Annotated in this window: 18 protein-coding genes and 1 tRNA gene; 5 read left to right on the forward strand and 14 right to left on the reverse strand. The window is 71.8% G+C overall.

Annotation, left to right across the window (positions count from 1 at the left end; translation table 11 throughout):
• Positions 1-1506: YfjP family GTPase (locus ACZ7GZ_RS04115; RefSeq protein WP_471021230.1), on the reverse strand; the 1506-nt coding region annotated here is incomplete at its 3' end.
• A gap of 1140 nt (positions 1507-2646) precedes the next feature.
• On the reverse strand, positions 2647-4257 hold the full coding sequence (locus tag ACZ7GZ_RS04120; protein ID WP_471020794.1) for a dynamin family protein: 1611 nt from the start codon (positions 4255-4257) through the stop codon (positions 2647-2649).
• 321 nt (positions 4258-4578) lie between these two features.
• Here ACZ7GZ_RS04120 and ACZ7GZ_RS04125 point away from each other — a divergent pair.
• Positions 4579-4651 (forward strand) — tRNA-Arg (locus tag ACZ7GZ_RS04125).
• 180 nt (positions 4652-4831) lie between these two features.
• On the opposite strand, the gene ACZ7GZ_RS04130 is transcribed toward ACZ7GZ_RS04125, so the two are convergent.
• Positions 4832-5107 (reverse strand): hypothetical protein, encoded by a 276-nt coding sequence (locus tag ACZ7GZ_RS04130; protein ID WP_351245773.1) that lies wholly within the window; start codon positions 5105-5107, stop codon positions 4832-4834.
• Positions 5108-5178: 71 nt separating this feature from the next.
• Complete coding sequence (locus tag ACZ7GZ_RS04135) at positions 5179-5964, reverse strand: hypothetical protein (RefSeq protein WP_471020795.1); 786 nt, start codon at positions 5962-5964, stop codon at positions 5179-5181.
• A gap of 509 nt (positions 5965-6473) precedes the next feature.
• On the opposite strand from ACZ7GZ_RS04135, the gene ACZ7GZ_RS04140 reads away from it, so the two are divergent.
• The 3 genes from ACZ7GZ_RS04140 to ACZ7GZ_RS04150 all read left to right on the forward strand — a co-directional run bounded on the left by ACZ7GZ_RS04140 (position 6474) and on the right by ACZ7GZ_RS04150 (position 8032).
• Positions 6474-6947 carry a hypothetical protein gene (locus tag ACZ7GZ_RS04140; RefSeq protein WP_471020796.1) on the forward strand — a complete coding sequence of 158 codons (474 nt, stop codon included), beginning with the start codon at positions 6474-6476 and terminating at the stop codon, positions 6945-6947.
• 269 nt (positions 6948-7216) lie between these two features.
• Positions 7217-7513: a hypothetical protein gene (locus ACZ7GZ_RS04145; protein ID WP_471020798.1), complete on the forward strand. Its 297-nt coding sequence runs from the start codon at positions 7217-7219 to the stop codon at positions 7511-7513.
• A gap of 222 nt (positions 7514-7735) precedes the next feature.
• Positions 7736-8032, forward strand: coding sequence for a hypothetical protein (locus ACZ7GZ_RS04150; protein WP_471020799.1), 297 nt, complete (start codon positions 7736-7738; stop codon positions 8030-8032).
• Positions 8033-8181: 149 nt separating this feature from the next.
• Here the strand turns inward: ACZ7GZ_RS04150 and ACZ7GZ_RS04155 are convergent, their stop codons facing one another.
• From ACZ7GZ_RS04155 to ACZ7GZ_RS04190, 8 genes are all read right to left on the reverse strand, one after another.
• The gene (locus ACZ7GZ_RS04155; protein WP_471020800.1) at positions 8182-8571 is read right to left on the reverse strand and encodes a hypothetical protein; all 390 of its coding nucleotides are present in this window, start codon (positions 8569-8571) and stop codon (positions 8182-8184) included.
• Between the two features lie 340 nt (positions 8572-8911).
• A complete protein-coding gene (locus ACZ7GZ_RS04160; RefSeq protein WP_471020802.1) occupies positions 8912-9184 on the reverse strand; it encodes a hypothetical protein in 273 nt (90 codons plus the stop codon).
• A gap of 160 nt (positions 9185-9344) precedes the next feature.
• Entirely contained in the window at positions 9345-9674 is a 330-nt protein-coding gene (locus ACZ7GZ_RS04165) for a hypothetical protein (protein WP_471020804.1), read from the reverse strand.
• A 114-nt stretch (positions 9675-9788) separates the two neighbouring features.
• Complete coding sequence (locus ACZ7GZ_RS04170; RefSeq protein WP_471020806.1) at positions 9789-10034, reverse strand: hypothetical protein; 246 nt, start codon at positions 10032-10034, stop codon at positions 9789-9791.
• A gap of 218 nt (positions 10035-10252) precedes the next feature.
• Positions 10253-11674, reverse strand: a complete 1422-nt coding sequence (locus tag ACZ7GZ_RS04175; RefSeq protein ID WP_471020807.1) for a condensation domain-containing protein — start codon at positions 11672-11674, stop codon at positions 10253-10255.
• Between the two features lie 224 nt (positions 11675-11898).
• Positions 11899-12765, reverse strand: coding sequence for a tyrosinase family protein (locus tag ACZ7GZ_RS04180; protein WP_471020808.1), 867 nt, complete (start codon positions 12763-12765; stop codon positions 11899-11901).
• Positions 12749-13246, reverse strand: coding sequence for a tyrosinase family oxidase copper chaperone (locus ACZ7GZ_RS04185; RefSeq protein WP_471020809.1), 498 nt, complete (start codon positions 13244-13246; stop codon positions 12749-12751). Before ACZ7GZ_RS04185 ends, ACZ7GZ_RS04180 begins: the two co-directional genes overlap by 17 nt.
• Positions 13247-13393: 147 nt before the next feature.
• Positions 13394-13603 (reverse strand): hypothetical protein, encoded by a 210-nt coding sequence (locus ACZ7GZ_RS04190; RefSeq protein ID WP_471020811.1) that lies wholly within the window; start codon positions 13601-13603, stop codon positions 13394-13396.
• 1038 nt (positions 13604-14641) lie between these two features.
• Here ACZ7GZ_RS04190 and ACZ7GZ_RS04195 point away from each other — a divergent pair.
• Positions 14642-15052: an LPXTG cell wall anchor domain-containing protein gene (locus ACZ7GZ_RS04195; RefSeq protein ID WP_471020812.1), complete on the forward strand. Its 411-nt coding sequence runs from the start codon at positions 14642-14644 to the stop codon at positions 15050-15052.
• Between the two features lie 112 nt (positions 15053-15164).
• On the opposite strand, the gene ACZ7GZ_RS04200 is transcribed toward ACZ7GZ_RS04195, so the two are convergent.
• Together ACZ7GZ_RS04200 and ACZ7GZ_RS04205 are read right to left on the reverse strand one after the other, a co-directional pair.
• A complete protein-coding gene (locus ACZ7GZ_RS04200) occupies positions 15165-16037 on the reverse strand; it encodes a beta-1,6-N-acetylglucosaminyltransferase (RefSeq protein ID WP_471020813.1) in 873 nt (290 codons plus the stop codon).
• Positions 16038-16205: 168 nt separating this feature from the next.
• Positions 16206-16826 carry a PIG-L deacetylase family protein gene (locus ACZ7GZ_RS04205; RefSeq protein WP_471020814.1) on the reverse strand — a complete coding sequence of 207 codons (621 nt, stop codon included), beginning with the start codon at positions 16824-16826 and terminating at the stop codon, positions 16206-16208.
• Positions 16827-17128 lie beyond the last annotated feature (302 nt).

Below are 17128 nucleotides of genomic sequence, written 5' to 3' on the forward strand. Positions count from 1 at the left end.
CGCCGTCTCCCCCCCTCCCATGGAAGAGGCAAGCCCCCCCCCCCCCGGTCCTCCACCCCCCCCCCCCCCCCCCCCCCCCGGCCCCCCCTCCCTCCCCCCCCCCCCCCCCCCCCCCCCCCCCCCCCCCCCCCGCGGCCGGCCCGGCGGCAGTCCGGCCCGCGCCGCCAGCTCGTCCAGCGCCTCCGACAGCCCCTGCGAGCCGCGTACGGCCGCCTCGCGCACCGCCTGTGCCCACGGCCCCGGCAGCCCGGCCGAGGCGCGGTCGGCCACCGTGCGGACCGCCTGCTCGACGCGCTGCCGTGCCGTGGCCTCCTCGTCGGCCTGCGTGCGCACCGCGTGGCGGCCCGTCGTGGAGTCGCCGCGCCCCTGGTACCAGCGCCACAGCCGCAGCCAGGGCGTGCCGCAGGCGCGGTTGGCGTTGCGCAGCCAGGCGCGCTCGGCGGCCTCTCCCGCCGCGGTGGCGCCCACCGCGTCGGCGAGCCGCGCGGCGAACTCCTCGCGCGCCTCCTCACTGAGACCGACCCGCCGTTCGGCGGCGTAGACGGGCCGCAGTTCGGCCGCGGCGGCGTCCACGTCGGCCGCGACCCGGCGGGCCGCCGCGCCACGCTCCGCGACGAACTGGCCGAGCGCCTCGCGCAGTTCACCGACGCCCTCGCCGGTGAGCGCGGACAGCGCGAGCACGGTCGCGCCCGGCTCGCCGTGCTCGCCGAGCGCGACGCCGTCCTCGTCCAGCAGTCGCCGCATATCGTCCAGGACCTGGTCGGCGGCCTCCCCGGGCAGCCGGTCGACCTGGTTGAGGACGACGAACATGACCTCGGCGTGGCCGGCCATGGGGCGCAGATAGCGCTCGTGCAGGATGGCGTCGGCGTACTTCTCCGGGTCGACCACCCAGATCACCGCGTCGACCAGCTTCAGGATCCGGTCGACCTGTTCGCGGTGCTGTACGGCGGCGGAGTCGTGGTCGGGCAGGTCGACCAGGACCAGCCCGCGCATCTCCGCCTCGGTGTCCGGGTTGTGCACGGGGCGGCGGCGCAGCCGCCCCGGGATGCCCAGCCGGTCGATCAGGCCCGCCGCGCCGTCGCTCCAGCTGCACGCGATGGGGGCGGCCGTGGTCGGGCGCCGTACGCCGGTCTCCGAGATGGCCACGCCGGCGAGGGCGTTGAACAGCTGTGACTTGCCGCTGCCCGTGGCGCCCGCGATGGCGATGACGGTGTGCCGGCCGGAGAGCTTGCGGCGGGCGGCCGCCTCGTCCAGGACCCGGCCGGCCTCGGCGAGGGTGCGCTTGTCCAGCCGGGCGCGGGAGAGGCCGACGAGTTCACGCAGGGCGTCGAGGCGGGAGCGCAGCGGGCCGTCGTAGGCCAGCGGGGCGGGCGGGTTGCTGCCCAGGCCCCGGCTGGTGGTCTCGCGTTCGGCGGCGAGCGCGGCGGCCCCGGCGTCCGTGACACGCCGCGCGATGAGGCCGTCGTCCCACGTCTCCGCGGAGTCGGCGTCGGCGTCGGCGTGCATGTGGGTGCCGGGGTCGGGGTCGGCGGTGCCGATGTCGGGCGTGCGGCGGGGGGTCGCCTCGTCGCTGGGGCCGGGCTGCCGGGGGGTACGGTGCGGTGGGCGGGAGCGCTGACCGACCCCCGCGCCGGCGCCGTTGCCCAGGGCGGACCTGTCCCGGCCCGCGCCCTGCTCCGCCACCCGCCCGTCGGCACCCTTCCCGACCACATCCCTGTCCCGCCCCGCGCCCCCCGCCTCGGCGCCCTTGCCGGGCAACGGCCTGCCCGGCGCCCTGTCCGCCACGCGCGCGTCCGCACCCTTCCCCACCACAGGCCTCTCCCGCCCCGCGCCCCGGTCCGCATCCGTGCCGAGCGCAGCCCCGTCCCGCCCCGCGCCCCGGTCCACCACCCCCGCCTCGGTGCCCTTGCCGGGCAACGGCCTGCCCGGCGCCCTGTCCGCCACGCGCGCGTCCGCACCCTTCCCCACCACAGGCCTCTGCCGCCCCGCGCCCCGGTCCGCGTCCGTGCCGAGCGCAGCCCCGTCCCGCCCCGCGCCCTCGGCTTCGGTGCCCTTGCCGGGCAACGGCCTGCCCGCGCCCCGGTCCGCCACCCCCGCGTCCGTGCCCTGGGCGAGCGCGGGCCTGCCCGGGGGCTTGTCCGGGACGGGCGCGTCGGCGCTCTTCCCCTGCACGGGCCCGTCCCCGCCCTGGTCCGTCACGCGCGCGTCGCGCTCGCCGGCCGGTTTCGCGGGCACCGCGCGGATCTGTGGCTCGTGGCCCGCGTCCGTGCCCCCCACGCGCGTGTGCCGCCCCTGCTCGCGGTCCTCGCTCCTGCCCGCGGCCGCACCCGGGTCACCGCCCTGGTCGTCGGCCTCGGCCGGGTTCTTCGCCGCGTCCGCGGCCGTCGCCGAGGCGGGCGGTTCGGAATCCCTGCCCGCGCCGTCCGCCCGGTTCCCGGGGGCGGCGGCGGGACCGGGCGGGGTACCGTCCTCCGGCCCGGCGCCGGCGTCGCCGGGCACGCCCGAGTTCGGGGGCGGCAGCTCCCCGAGCAGGTCGCCACGCTCCATTGGTCTCCTGACCTCGGCATCCGTGTGACCGCTGTGCTCGGTACGCGCCATGCGGTCGGTGTGCTCCCTGTGGTCCTGATCAGTGGCGGCCGTCACCGGTCACCTCTCCTTCTGCAGTACGGACAGCGCGGCGATGAGTTCGGCCTGGGGACCGGGGTTGACACCGAGGGCGTCCAGCGGGGCGAGGCGCCGCTCGCGCTCGGCCTGCATGACCCGGTCCACGTAGTCGGCCAGCAGGCGCGCCGCCCGGTCCCGCAGCCGTAGCGCGCCATGGGCGCCGAGCTTGTCGGCGAGCCCCTCGCCCACGTTGCGCGTCCGGCGCCCGCCCAGCAGCGAGGTGGCGACGACGGCGGCGACGACCTCGGGGTCGGGGGCGGACGTGCGCTCCAGCACCCGCACCTCGTCCTCGGCGTACTCCTCCAGCTCCCGCCGCCAGCGCCGTACGGCGAGGCCGATGCGGTGCTCGGCGCTCTCCGGGGAGTGGTCACGGCCGGCGAGGGCCGGGGCGCCGGCCGCGGGCTCGTGTCGCCAGGCCTCCTCGACCCGCTCGTCGGCGGCGGTGACGGAGCACAGCAGCAGGGCGGCCAGGCTCTCCACGAGCGCGTCGAGGAGTTCCCCGGGAGTGCAGTCCAGGGGGAAGGCCCGCCAGCGCTTGAGCGCGTCCCCGGCGAGCACCGCGCCGGCCTGCAGACGGCCGCGCACGCGCGCGTGCTCGCTGTCGTAGGCGGTGTCCACGGCGGCGGTGAGCCGCAGGGCGGCCGCGTACTGGGCGGCGACGGCGCTGGCCAGCTCGGGCATGCGCGACTTGAGCGAGTCGAGGAGGCCGTGCGCCGTGCGGGCGACCACCTGCTGCCGGGAGGCGGGGTCCTGGGCGTGGTGCACCAGCCAGGTCCGCAGGGGCGCGACGGCGCTGGCAGGCAGCAGCCCGGCGCCCCACGCCGACTCGGGCAGCTCGGGCACGGTGAAGCGGGGTACGTCGCCGAGCCCGGCCTTGGTGAGCAGGGCGCCGTACTGCCGGGAGACCTCGGCCACCACCTGGTGGGGTACCCGGTCCAGGACGGTGACGAGGGTGGCGTCGTACTCCTTGGCGGTGCGCAGCAGGTGCCAGGGGACGGCGTCGGCGTAGCGGGTCGCCGTCGTGACCATGATCCAGACGTCGGCGGCGCAGATCAGCTCCGCGGCGAGGACACGGTTGTCGGCGATCAGCGAGTCGATGTCGGGGGCGTCGAGGAGGGCGAGTCCGCGCGGGACGGTGTCGGTGGTCTCGATGCGCAGCACGCGCGCGGGAGTCTCGCGATCGGGCAGCAGCAGCTCGTCGACGGGGTCCTGCTGGTGCGCCCACACGCGCGTGAGCTCGGGGAGCACCCGCATCCCGCTGAACCAGTGATGATCGTCCGGGTGGCAGACGAGGACCGGCGTCCGGGTCGTCGGCCGCAGCACGCCCGCCTCGCTCACGCGCTTGCCGACGAGGGAGTTGACGAGCGTCGACTTGCCCGCGCCGGTGGACCCGCCGACGACGGCGAGCAACGGCGCCTCGGGCTCTCGCAGGCGGGGTACGAGATAGTCGTCGAGCTGCGCGAGGAGTTCGTCGCGGTTGGCACGCGCGCGTGCGGCCCCGGGCAGGGGCAGCGGAAAGCGTGTGGCGGCGACACTGTCGCGCAGAGCGGAGAGTGTGTCGAGCAGCTGAGGCCGTACGTCCAAGGTCACCACATGCGAAGAATGCCCAATTTTAGGGGAATTCTGAAGCATATAGACATGTCTGCGCGCCGAGGGGACAGAACGGACGGAAGGAACCATTGGGACACGGGCCCAGTCGAGGCATAACGAGTGCACAACACCCGGTGCGTCGGAGGCCAAAAGCGATGCACGAATCGCACCTGCCTGCGATTATCAGGACCGCTTCACCGAACCTCCACATCGAGCCACGGAGGCGAAGCGACAGGGTCAGGGAACCGGGAGCCCTATCCTTGTCTCCGGGCAACGTCAGGGATCAGCCTCTTCGGGGCACCCGGCACGAGGCCGCCACACCAGGCCCCCGTAGCTCAGTGGATAGAGCAGGCGCCTTCTAAGCGCTTGGCCGCAGGTTCGAGTCCTGCCGGGGGCGCCGGTTTCCGCCCTCCCTCCGGGAGGGCGTTTTCGTCGTTCAGGGCGACGCCGGGGCGACACACGGAGCGATCGGCCGCACACAGAAGAGCGCCGGACCCTGCCCCGGTGTTCGCGGGGAGGGTCCGGCGCCGTCTGTCCGCCGCCGGAGCCGTACAACTCCGGCGTGCGGCGCGAGCGGTCAGAGCGCCTTGCTGTTGCAGCCCATGTCCGAGCCGAGGTGGCTCTGCTGCGCGCCCGGGTTGCCTTCGCCGTTCAGCAGGTTGCCCGCCAGGCCATTGACGGCACCGACGCTGCCGAGCACATCGATGTTCATGTCGTGCGAGCGGCACTCGATGCCCTGCGTGACGTCGAGATCATGGCCCGGCTCGCCGTGTGCGGAGGCGGGGTTGACGCCGAAGGTGCCGACGCTGCCGAGAACGGCGCCCACGAGGACGGCCTTGTGAAACGTGCGCATTACTTCTCCGATGGTCTGGCGGATGCGATCTGCAGCAGATCGAGAGGGGGCGGCGGAACGCGGCGGAGCGGTCAGCCGAGGCGGGGAAGACCCAGCTGGCCGACGGGGGGCGCCGCGACCTGTCCGAGGCCGAGCCCGGGAACCTGCGGCGTGCCGGCCCCTGCGACCAGCGGATTGACGAGCGGGTTCACCTGGGGGTTCACCTGCGGGTTCACCTGAGGGGCGACACGCGGCGGGGCCTCGGTCGCACCGAAGGTCTGGGGCACGGCGACCTGCGGGGCGACCCGCGGCATGACCTCCGGCGCGGACTGCGGGCTGACCTGGGGCATGACCTGCGCCGCCGGCTGCGGCGCGGCGACGGGGGCGGCCTGGGGGGCGGCCTGCTGCGGGGCGTACGGCGAGTTGGAGGCCTGCGCGGATCCACCCGACGTGGCCGTCGCGGAGGCGTATCCGGTCTGCTGCGGCGGCGCGGGCGGAGGCGGAGGCGGCATCACCGGCTGGGCGTACGGCTGCGGAGCGGCGACCTGCGCGACGCCCCGCGAGTTGGCCGACGCCGCGGCCTGCGGACCGGGCGGCGGGGGCGGCGGGTACTGAGGAGCCGCGTACTGCGGTGGCGCGTACTGGGGAGCCGCGTACGGGGGTGGCGCGTACTGCGGTGGCGCGTACTGGGGAGCCGCGTACTGCGGTGGCGCGTACTGGGGAGCCGCGTACGGGGGTGCAGGGTACTCGGGAGCCGGCGCTGGAGCGGCACCACCGCCGTATCCGACGGGAGTGTCGGCATGGCTGACGCCGGCGCCGATGGCGGACAAGCCGCCGGCCGCCGCTACGACGAGCGCGGCCTTGTGAATCTTGCGCATGGAACCCTCGGCCCTTCAATACCTGAACAGGGAAATCCGTTGTATTCGGTGCGGTCTCGTGTGGCTCAGCCCGATGTTCGTATCGTCGTACTGCGCCGTTACAGAGGTAACTCACAGGCTGCACACGGACTTACGCCAGAGCTGGCAGCGAACTCCCTTTACCCCTCCGTGATCCATGATCGCTGCCCTCTCCCAGCTGGCAACGACATTTCCCCCACCCCGGTCACGGGGCCCAGAACTCCGTCACCCGTTTGCCATTGACGGACGGACGTGTCAGGTCAGGATCGCAGGGGAGTTCCAAACGCGATGCCGAGGCGCGCACACCCCTGGGGCAAATGGGTGACCGGGGCCCGACACCCGTATCCGGCTCCGCAGTTGTGTCGTTCCCCACGAGGACAGAGCGATGGTCCATCGCAGCCGCCCAGGGCAGCAAGAACCGCAACCGCTGCACTGAGACACCAGTATTCCGACACGTTCCGTGCACAGGTCAATGAAGGGCCGAGGGTTCCATGCGCAAGCTTCAGCAAGTCGCGCTCGTCGTCGCAGCAGCCGGGGGTCTGTCCGCCGTCGGCGCCGGCCCCAGCTCCGCCGCGGCTCCCGCCTACAACGGCTACAACGGCGCCGCTCCGCCCCCCGTTTCGCAGCTGGACGCCCAGGCCGACTCGGCCACTTCCGCCCAGGCCAGCACGCAGTCCTACGGAGCCCGGCAGGCCCCGCAGCGCGGCGCCGAGGTGACCCCGCAGGTCAACCCGACGCTGAGCCCGTCGATCAGCCCGCAGATCAGCCCGCAGGCCACCCCGGGGCAGGGCGACTCCTCGTCCCTGCAGAGCAACCTCTTCCGCCCGTCCCAGGAGTGCAGCCCGCAGTCCCTGCTCAACGCGGCCGTCCCGGTCGCCGTGCTCGCCGCCGCCGACACCCACGGCATCGACTGCGGCCAGTCCAACGTGCAGTCGAACGCCCTCGCCCACGCGACCGCGCACTAGGACCCTTCCGCCCTCGGACCGGCGTCGCACACCAGGTCAACTGGCCCTGGGGACACGGGACAAGCCAGACATCGACGCCCGTCACGGGCCCTTCAGGGATCGCCCCGAAGGGCCCGTTCGCATGCGTTGCGGCTTTCGGGTGCTTTTGCTCGGAGATCATCAAATCGGCGCGTCGATGTCCGTTTTGAGATATTTCTGATTAACCTCCCGTAACTGTAAGAAGTCGATCTGCCACAGATCGCAACTCACTTCACTCCACCGGAGATGACATGCACAAGCTTCGCAAGGCTGCCGTCCTGGTCGCGGCCGTCGGCAGCATCGCCCTCATGAGCGGCACCGCCCACGCCGGCCAGGACGGCTGGGGAGGCAAGGGCGGGGAGCGCAGCGACAAGTTCAGCGTCCTGCAGAGCTCCAACTGCAAGTCGCACGACCTGAACCTGGACGTCCTCGGCGAGGTCGGCATTCTCAACGGCCTCCTGGGCAACGCGCTCAACGGCGAGGGCGACCCGGGTGCCCAGTCGACCCACATCGGCTCGACGATGGGCTGCAACAACAGCGCCTTCTGAGGGCACGGTCGCACGGGCGACTAAAAGCGGGAAATAATACCGGCCCCGAGTCCAAGGCTCGGGGCCGGTTCCTTTCTGTGCGCGTATAGGCATTAAGAGTGACAGGAATTCCGAATTCGGCGCGTCGTCGATTGGCCTTGGTTATTTCGTATTAACCTCCATAACCGTACGAAGTCGATCTGTCACGGATCGCATCCACTTCATCACCCCACCGGAGATGACATGCACAAGCTCCGCAAGGCTGCCGTCCTGGTCGCCGCCCTCGGGAGCATCGGCCTCCTGAGCGCCGGCGCCGCCCACGCCGACCAGGGCTGGCGCAAGGGCGGCGGCGACAGCGACCGCTTCAGCGTTCTGCAGAGCACCACCTGCAGGTCGCACGACGGCAATGTCGACGTCCTCGGCGAGGTCGGCATCGCCAACGGCCTGGGCGGCAACCTGCTGAACGGCGAGGGCAACGCGGGGGCGCAGCAGTCGTCCCTCGGCTCGAGCATGGGCTGCAACAACGGCGTCGGAAAGTAAGCAGGAAAGCAAGTAGGAATCCTTCCCCGGTGTCCCGGCCGCTGGCCGGGGCACCGGGGAATTCCATGTCGCCAGAAATCCCTCTGCGGCCACGCAAAGCGGAAATGCCGGACCGGGACGATCCCGGTCCGGCATTTCGCTGTCGGTCGTCAGAACCCGATGTGGGGCTTCTTGAACTTCAGCTTCGGGATCTGGGGCTTCTTGATCTGAGGCTTCTTGAAGCCCTTGGGCAGCTCCACCTTGTTGGAGCAGTCCACAGCCGGCCCGACGTTCTTGGTTCCGCCGCCCAGCAGGTCGTCGTCGGGAAACACCACGCGCGGACGGTCGCTGACCGAGCAGTCCCGCGTCTGCTTGATGCCGTGGGTGCCGCGCTTGTCGTCGTGGGTCTCGCTCTTGCGCATGCAGATGGTGTCACCCAGAACGGTGTTCCGGCACTCGCTCCTGGGTTCATCGGCGTGCGCGTGCGCGGCGCCGACGCAGATCACGGCGAGACTTCCGACAAGCCCCGAGACGGTCGCGATCTTCTGCCGAGTGAACATGACTTGCGTTCCTTTGCACTGGAGGCCCGGGCGCCGACGCCGTCGACCGGCGTGCACCCGGGCCTTGGAGAAAGCCGAACGTGGGACCCAGCGCCTCGACGCATCGTCAGGTGCGCCCGGCGACGACACAGCCGCAGCCCGGACGCGCACCCTGAGGTGTCTGCCGCGCGTCCGGGCTGCCTTCGCCATGGGGTATTACTCAGCACACCGGCGAACAGTCCGAGTTGATCCAGGACAGGGACGTTCAGTTCGTGGGATGTGCATGTCGTGCTCCAAAGGGGTACCGATGCGCTACGACCGCAGCGCGCTCACACGTGCGCATCGAGACCTTGGGGGGTTCTTACTGCTGCTGCTGCTGACCGCCGCCCTCAGCCGGAGCGGAGTACTGGCCGTAACCCTCCTCGGGCGCGGCAGCGTCCTTGTGGCCGCCGTCACCCGGCTGGGGAGTGAAGTAACCGCCCCAGGTGGCCACGGCGTTGGCCGACGAGTTGGCCACCGCGTTGATCTGCGGAGGGGTGTCGTCGTAGCCGCCGGCAAAGCTGACGCCGACGCCGAGGGCGGACAGACCCGCAACCGCCGCGGCTACGACTGCGGCGCGCTGAAACTTACGCATGGTTTGACCCTTTCTTACCCGGGCACGAAGCCCTGGCTTGACTACTTAGTGTGAGCATATACACACGATCGGTAGCAATTTGGGATCTTCTCCACACGTCGTGTCGCATTACGGCGAGAATTCCGCCGGAAGGTTGTGCCGGAAGGTTCCGCCCGGAGGCTCAGCCCAACAGGTCGGACACCTCCGGCTTGTCACCCCTGTCGGGCGTCACACCCCTGCAGGTCACCTCGGGTCCGATCCGCATCGTCCCGTTGCCCAGGGCGGCGGGCAGCAACAGGGGCTGCACCGGCATGCAGTTCTCCTGGTGGGGGATGACACCGTTCTCGGGCAGTTCACCCTGGATCCGCTGGATGCAGCTGACGTTGCCCTGGAGGTCGCGCGTGCAGACGCCCGGACCGGCCGCGGCGTACGCCTGGGTGAGACCGGCGCAGGTCACGGCGAGGCCGCCAACAAGCCCCGAAACAGCCGCGATCTTCTTCCTACTGAGCATGTGATGCGTTTCCTTTGTTGAGATTCAGGCAACCGGCCCGGCGTGCACGGAACCCTCCGGGAGGTGGCCCGAAGGGTTCCGCGGAAGGCGTCGCACGCGATGACGCCGTCGACCTCAGCCAGTGAAAGCGTTGTTGAACTGGCCGCAGGTGGTGTCCATGGTCTGGGCGAGACCGAGCACGCCGATCGGGAGGTTGCCGTCGGCCACCGTCTGCGGGCTGCACTCCTGGTAGGGGCGGTAGAGGTCGTTCACCTCCAGCCCGCCGCCGCCGTGAGCGTAGGCGGTACCGGTGACGCCGCCGACGGCGGACAGACCGCCGGCCGCCACTGCTGCGATCACGACCTGCTGAAGCTTGCGCATGGAACCCTCGGCTCTTCTTGCTCGTACGTCGAGGCTGATTGCCTACCGTGACTGGCTGAACACTAGCAGTAGCGATACTCGGTATTCCACTTTGGCGGATATCCGTGTCCAAAAGGGGACATGAGCGCGAATGCATTTCTGGACGACGACAACTTCCGCCGCTCTGCCGCGGGTTGCCCGTCGGCCCACCAACACGAATGCAGGAAAAGGCAGTTGTATTACGAGAAGGTCGGTTCCGCGGCCCGGATGCGATCGGGTGCGGGCACGGAGACGACGAGGTCCCGCAGCGCCTCGATGTACCGCCGGATGTTCTTGTACGCGAGGTCGGTGTCGGGGTAACGGCAGGCGAGCCACAGGCCTTCGTGCAGCCGGTTGACCCAGACACACACCTGGTCGCCGTACGACACCCGGATCAGTCCGTACGCCTTCTGCTCGGTCCAGCGGGCCGAACCGGGCACGACGCGGCCGTCGACGTACGAGACGATCGAGTACAGGTCGGGCGAGGTCGGCCGGAAGTCCGCGCCGAGCAGCCGCAGTACACGGGGCAGCGGAATCCGCGCCAGCGACCGGTTGGCCTGCAACTCGGCGCGGACCGAGGCGAGCGCGGTGTCGAAGTCCCCCGCCGCGGGCACCTCGATGGGCGCGCCGCCGACGTACCACCCCACGGAGTCCGACCACGCGGATCTCACCCGGGTGTGGAACGGCACGACCGTGCGGTAGACCGGCTGCCCGCCGAGCTGGTGCACGATGACGCTGGTAGCGGCCAGGACGCCCACCATGCTGCCGCCGTAGGGCCGGCAGTACGCCTCGAACGCGGCGGCGGCGTCCGCGTCGACGAGCGGCTCGCGCAGCAGTTGCTGGGCGGGCAGTACGCCGGCGGGCCGCAGACCCAGGTCGACGGGAAAGTCCGGGAGTTTCCCGTCGCACCGGGCGATGAACTCCCGCCAGCGGGCGACGATCGCGTGCGTGTCGTCGATGCCGTCGGCGTTCGTCCGCTCCAGCTCGCAGAAGTCGACATAACTGCCCACGGCGGGATCGGCCACGGACCGGCCCGCGCGGCCCCCGCGGCCCGCCAGGTACAACTCGCGGATCTCGTCCGGGATGCGCTGGAGGGAGTAGGCGTCGACGTTGGTGTGGTCGAAGGCCAGGTACACGCTGGCGGAATCGTCACGGACCACCGCCGCGTAGATGAGGTTCGGCCAGCCGAGCGCGTCCGCCGCGACGTCGAACCGGTCCTGCAGGTACCGGGTCAGGGTGTCCGCGTCGGTGAAGTCGCCGACCACCTCGCGGCGCAGCGACACGTCGTCCTCGTCGAGCGTGAACCGGTGCATGTCGTCGCCGGCCCACCGGAAGCCGCTGCGCAGCGTCTCGTGCCTGAGCGTCCAGCCACGCAACGCCCGCTCCAGCGCGTCGAGTTCGCCTCGGCCCGGCAGATCGAACGCCGCGCCGATCCAGGTCGGCACGAACAGTCCGTCCTCGCGCACCGACCGGGCGGTTCTGATGTGCGACTCCTGGATGTACGCCGGCGGCCGCGGATCCGGCGGCAGCGCTGCCGCGGCGGCGACGGTCGCCGGCCTGAACGTCCACTCGACGAGCCGGCCGGGCCGGACTTCGCAGCGCTGAATGTCAGAAATTCGCACGGGGGCGTCTCCTTCGCAGAAGACACAGACTTGATCAAGGGGGAGCCTGGACCGAGTGGCGGGTTGCCGTGTCGCCGGCTTTTCAGCGGGACGTGTGACACCTCGAACGGCGAAGCGAACGCATGGGCACGTACGGGAAGTTGACGAAGCCCCGGACCCGGGGTGGAGCGCCGGTGTCTCGTACACCGGCGCTCCTCCTGTGTGACGTCTGCCGCAACGCGGCCTCACTCGTACCGGTAGATCCCGCTCAGGTCCTCCAACTGGTCCGGCGTCACGTCCCACGGCGGCAGTCGCTCGTGCCGGGCCACGATCCTGCCGTGCTGGGCGTCGCGCGCGCCGGGCGGCTCGGCCGGGAGGTAGCGGTGCTCGCGGTGGCGCTGCTGCCAGCGGGTCCACTGCAGGTCGACGAAGGAGTGGTGCAGCCAGAAGACGGGGTCGTTGACGGAGGCGCCGCCGACCATCACTCCGCCCACCCAGCGGTGCACCCGGTTGTGGTTGTGCCAGGAGACGCTGCCCCGGCCCTGCCCCCACCCCTCCAGCTTGTTGCGGAACCCCCTGGTGACCGTCGAGTCCCAGGGCGCCGTGTCGTAGACCGGGTCGGCCAGCGCCGACTCCAGGTCATGAGCGGTGGGCAGCTGGATCGGGTTCCGGGCACGGCCGAGGTCGCGGGTGAGGTACTGCCGGTCGGTCACGCCGTCGGTGATCTTCCAGTGGCCGGCCCGGTAGGCGAACGGACCGGTCATCACCTGCCGGTCCGAGCGCCGCCCGTCGCCGCCCATCAGATCGTCGGTCCACGGCAGCGAAGTGGGCGTGCGGTCGCGGGTCCAGTCCCAGTACGGCACCGTCACCGACGCGTCCACCCGGCGCAGCGCCCGCTCCAGTTCCAGCACCAGCTTGCGGTGCCAGGGCAGGAAGGAGGGCGTCATGTGGGCGGTGCGCAGCCCGCGTTCACCGTCGGGGGTGTTGTACGTGATGTGCATCCGCACGAACTCGTCGTACTCACCGCGCCGTTTGACCTCCAGCAGGGCGTCCACGAACCGGCGCCGCTCGGTGCGGGTCAGCTTGCTGACGTTCTTACGCGTGTACGCCATGCCCGCCTCCCCCGTGCCCCGGTGCGCCGCCCATCGGTCCCGGTGCCAGGTCTCGCACCTGCTCGTCGGGGCCCAGCTCGTCGACCGCGCCACGGGCCGCGGCGAGCGGGGTCGCGTACGAGCGGTAGTGGTCGACCATGCTCAGCCAGCTGCCGTCGGCGCGGCGCATCAGGTGCAGGGGGCGGCCGTCGATCGTGACCGCCCACTGGGCGGCGGTGGCCCGGCCGGAGGTGCGGACCTCGATACCGCGGATGTGGCGCCCACGGTAGGTCTCGTCGAAGGCGCCGGCCTGCCGGCCGTCGTCCGGGGTGTGCGGGGGCCGTCCGCAGGCCGCGGCCACCGGGGCGAGCGCCACGCCGACGGCCGAGGCGAGCAGCCTGCGCGTCACGTCCCGCCGCGTTCTGCCCCGGGGCCGCGCTCCGCCCGCGACCGGCGTCCCGCGCTGCCCGCCTCCCGGCACTCCGCCGACGCCAAGAACCATCGTTCACTCCTCGTCCGGTTCGGTTGTCCGAAGCCGTAAACCGATGTACGGCCCGGCCGGTCACCGACGTGCGGCCGGACCGGTGATCCGGACACGAGCCGGGCCTGCCGCGGGGGCGTCAGCCGAACACACGGCCCGCGTCGGCGGTCAGCCCGTACCAGCGGCGCGGGCGGCGCCGGCCGGCAGGCTCACGCCGACGCGGACCAGGGTGCCGTGGGCCACCGGACCGAGGGCGTGAGGCCGGGGCTGCCGCCCACCGTCCGGGGCACCGGTGCCGCCGCCGTCAGGCGGGGAGCCGTGCGGGCCGCGGCCCGCGCCGGCGTACCGGGCCTCGGCCCGGGCGGATCGGGACGGCACGGGGACGACCGCCCGGACCTGCCGCGCCGGCGGCGTGACCGTCCGGCCGGGCGGGACGGCCGGGCGGGACGGCCGGGCGGGACGGCCGGGCGGGACGGCCCGGGGCGGCGCGGCAAAACAGGCGCGTGCCGGTGGCGGCTGAGGTCACCGCGCGACCCTATCGGCACCTGACGGGTCGGCCCGGTGCGCGCTCAGCCGGCCGGAGGACGGCGGCCGGCGCTCCACACGATCGGGGGACGTCATGGGACGGCTCTCGACCGGGGCACCGTGGGCGCGCCCCTCGGCCCTGGTAATCGGGGGGCGCCCCACGACGCGCGCCTGGGCCGCCGCTGCGGTACGGCCCAGGTCGGTGCCTCGTCGGGAGGCCGGCAGGTCACCTTGGCGACGGTGTCCTCGACGGCCTGGACGAGGGTGGGGGCCTGATGGGTGGAGAACCGGCCGTTGCCGGCCTCGCGGGTGGACCGCCCATGGACGTTCCTTTCACCGGTGCGCCGGATCGCTGGTGCGTCGTTTCATGAGCCCACCGTGAGATCACCCGCCGACTTCGGCAACCGGTCAGGCTCATTCCGGTGAACCACCCGTCCGTTCGGGGCACGACCACCGCACGCACCCCATCGGCCACGGGCGGGCAATCGGGTGAATTCTCTGGCAATCCACGCCTCTCGGTATCTTCGGGCCTTCATATCTCGTTCACAGTTCGCAGGTCGTGGCGAGTGTGAACGTGCGGCATCACGGTCCCCTGCGGCGACCCTGTGGAACCCGGCAATGAGGAAGGCCGGATCAACGGCCGACGCCGGCTTCCCCTTCCCGCCTGAGAGAAAGACAACGAGAGTGCGACAGACCCTGACCAAGGGATTGGTCGTGGCCGCCGCCGCGACAAGCGCCCTGACTCTGTCCGGCACATGGGCGTTCGCGGACTCCGGTCCGCAGGCGACAGGGGCGGACTCACACACGGTGCTGTCGGGCGATACGGCTCCCCAGCAAGTCATCCCCGGTGAGTCAAGTGCCCTGAGGGCGATCGCTCGCGCAGAGGCCGTCGTGCGGCAGGCGCACAGGGAGGCGGGGTCCACGGCCCCGGCTTCCGACGCCCCCACGACGAAGGCGAGCGACCAGAGCTACGGATCCGACGACGACTCCAGCTCCACCGCCGGCAGCGCCAGCTCCAGCTACGGCGACGACGAGCCGAGTTACGGGTCCTCCTGCGCCTGCTACGGCGAGGACACGCCGACGCCTCCCCCCACCAAGACCGTCCCGCCACCACCCCGCAAGCACGTCCCGGCCCCCAAGCCCACCCCCGTGAAGACACCGCCCGTGAAGCGGACTCCGCCGCCCCCGGAGCTGGCCAAGACCGGCGCGGAGACCACCTCAGGAGCCATGGCCGCCAGCGGTGCGCTGCTGGTCGCCGGAACCGTCCTGTACCGGCGAGGCCGGGCCGCGGCCCGCCGCTAGTGCACCGGGTGCCGGACGCCTCGTGCCCGGCACCCACCGGTTCCGCCTGCGTCCGCTGCGCCGCCCGAGCCGGGAGCGCAGCGGACGGATGAACGTGCCGGTGAGCGTCGGCTCACGCCCGTCTGTCGAGGGCGTCGAGCAACTCCGCCGACTGCGGTGACGCGACCTTGCGGGTGAAGAACATCCGGGAGGCTTCGATCGCCGGGAGGTCGGCGAGGGTCCGCGTGCCCTTGAGCAGCCGGTCCAGGTGGTGGAAGTTGGTGAAGTCGGCGGTGCCGCGCCCGGCCCTCGGCCGCAGGACCGGGTCCTCCACCTCCTCGCGCCAGCCGCTGTTCCAGACGAGCGTGTGGAAGAACATCTCGTCGGGCGCGTGCGTCGTACGGAACAGGTTCTCCCAGCGGGGGTCCTCCGCCTTGCCGAGCAGGTCCGCGACGCAGTCGGCGGTCAGCGCCGTCCACTGACTGCCCGCCACCGGCTCGATGTCACCGAACACGGAGGGCCTGCGCCGGGGGGTCAGCTCCGAGATCCCTCTGCGCAGCAGGGCGCGGGGGAGATAGGTCGGCCCCGGTCCGGTCGGCACGGCGTCGAGACACCACCGCTTGAGGACACGGCCGGCGGTGGCCCTGTCGTCGAGCACCGCGGCCGCCCGGCAGTGCTGCCGGAACGGTGCCGAGGCGAGGTGTGCGGCGAATGCGCGCACCGGCCGGGCGGGGTAGCACTGCCCGGACAGCAGAACGATGTGGTCGGACGGCTGCGCGAACTCCAGTGCCGTGCGGTACAGGGCGAGCGTCGCGCGGACGACCGAGAAACCTCCCCACCGGACGGCGACGCGGTCGCGGACGTGCGTGGCGCGCGGCACCCCCGCGAAGTCGGCGGCGCGCGACCGTGCGTCCACGTGGACGACCACCGGGTACGGCGCCAGCCGCTCGGCGAGCCGCGCGAACAACTGGGGCTCGGTGTGGGCGAGCACGGCAAATACCGGCATCGTCATCTCCTCCCTCGGTCCACCGGCTTCTCCCCCACGGTGATCGCGAGGCCATGGGTCGCGGCGTGGGCTCGCTGGCGTGCGGGAGGGATGTCCCCCGAATGGCGCGTCACCGAAGGCCGGGCCGGCGTCACCCGGTGACGCCTGCGGGAGGGCCCCGCGGCGCTGTCACACGGCGTGGCCGAGCGGCATGGTGAAGCGCAGGGGCTGGAACATCTCGGCGTGGGCGCAGCCGACCCTGCTGCCGTGCAGGACGGCCCGCGCGCGGACCGCCTCGGCCCCCAGTTCGCTGCGGGTGCCGATCTGGGAGGCGTGCGCCGCGAGGAGGGCGGTCTTCCGCTCGATCACCGGGCTGATGTCCACGCTGATGCCCGACGACAGCAGGGGGGACCGGGGAGACTCGTACAGCAGTACGTTGTCCAGGCGCCGGGCGGCGACCCTGAGGGCCTGATGCGTCCTGACGTGGTCCTGGTGGATGTCCTCCGGCAGATGCGCGTAGACCAGGTCGGGCGCCGCGTTGGCGATCTCCTCCTCCAGGCGGCTCACCAGCTCGCGCAGCGGGCCGAGTTGGCCGTCGGGCCGGTGCAGCATCACCGCCTTGGCGCCCAGGAGCTGTGCGGCATGGTCCTGTTCGGCGGCGCGCACCACGGCGTCCCCGGCGAGGGCTCCGTCGCTGACGATGACCAAGGTGATCGACGCCCCCTGCGCCGCGTGCCGCAAGAGGGCACCTCCACAACCGAACTCGATGTCGTCCGGGTGAGCTCCGACCGCCAGCACTCTGTTCCACATAAGCGCCCCTCAGATGCGGCTGATGGTTCCTCAATGTCCTGATAGTACACATATGATCCACTTCCCCCACTGTCCTCACACACACCCCTCGCGCGCCCTCGTCACCGACCACAATCTCGTACCGAATGACATTGTTTTGTGAAGAATGCCTGATATAAGTAGTGGCCGAAGAGAGCGACTGGGGGCTTCTGAAGGAGAGCCATGGGGCGGTCCACCAACGCGGTGTCCGGGCAGGCGCCGTCCTCCACGCCGTACAGGACTCTTCACCGCGAAGGCACACGGGTTCACGGGTACGGCGCGCT

It is taken from the genome of Streptomyces sp. NPDC037288, from assembly GCF_055603265.1.

Coding starts and splice junctions, on each gene's coding strand:
- ACZ7GZ_RS04205 (WP_471020814.1), bottom strand. CDS start 16,826: ATGTGGAACAGAGTGCTGGCGGTCGGAGCTCACCCGGACGACATCGAG.
- ACZ7GZ_RS04160 (WP_471020802.1), bottom strand. CDS start 9,184: ATGCGTAAGTTTCAGCGCGCCGCAGTCGTAGCCGCGGCGGTTGCGGGT.
- ACZ7GZ_RS04150 (WP_471020799.1), top strand. CDS start 7,736: ATGCACAAGCTCCGCAAGGCTGCCGTCCTGGTCGCCGCCCTCGGGAGC.
- ACZ7GZ_RS04135 (WP_471020795.1), bottom strand. CDS start 5,964: ATGCGCAAGATTCACAAGGCCGCGCTCGTCGTAGCGGCGGCCGGCGGC.
- ACZ7GZ_RS04145 (WP_471020798.1), top strand. CDS start 7,217: ATGCACAAGCTTCGCAAGGCTGCCGTCCTGGTCGCGGCCGTCGGCAGC.
- ACZ7GZ_RS04170 (WP_471020806.1), bottom strand. CDS start 10,034: ATGCGCAAGCTTCAGCAGGTCGTGATCGCAGCAGTGGCGGCCGGCGGT.
- ACZ7GZ_RS04155 (WP_471020800.1), bottom strand. CDS start 8,571: ATGTTCACTCGGCAGAAGATCGCGACCGTCTCGGGGCTTGTCGGAAGT.
- ACZ7GZ_RS04130 (WP_351245773.1), bottom strand. CDS start 5,107: ATGCGCACGTTTCACAAGGCCGTCCTCGTGGGCGCCGTTCTCGGCAGC.
- ACZ7GZ_RS04180 (WP_471020808.1), bottom strand. CDS start 12,765: ATGGCGTACACGCGTAAGAACGTCAGCAAGCTGACCCGCACCGAGCGG.
- ACZ7GZ_RS04140 (WP_471020796.1), top strand. CDS start 6,474: ATGCGCAAGCTTCAGCAAGTCGCGCTCGTCGTCGCAGCAGCCGGGGGT.
- ACZ7GZ_RS04165 (WP_471020804.1), bottom strand. CDS start 9,674: ATGCTCAGTAGGAAGAAGATCGCGGCTGTTTCGGGGCTTGTTGGCGGC.
- ACZ7GZ_RS04200 (WP_471020813.1), bottom strand. CDS start 16,037: ATGCCGGTATTTGCCGTGCTCGCCCACACCGAGCCCCAGTTGTTCGCG.
- ACZ7GZ_RS04185 (WP_471020809.1), bottom strand. CDS start 13,246: ATGGTTCTTGGCGTCGGCGGAGTGCCGGGAGGCGGGCAGCGCGGGACG.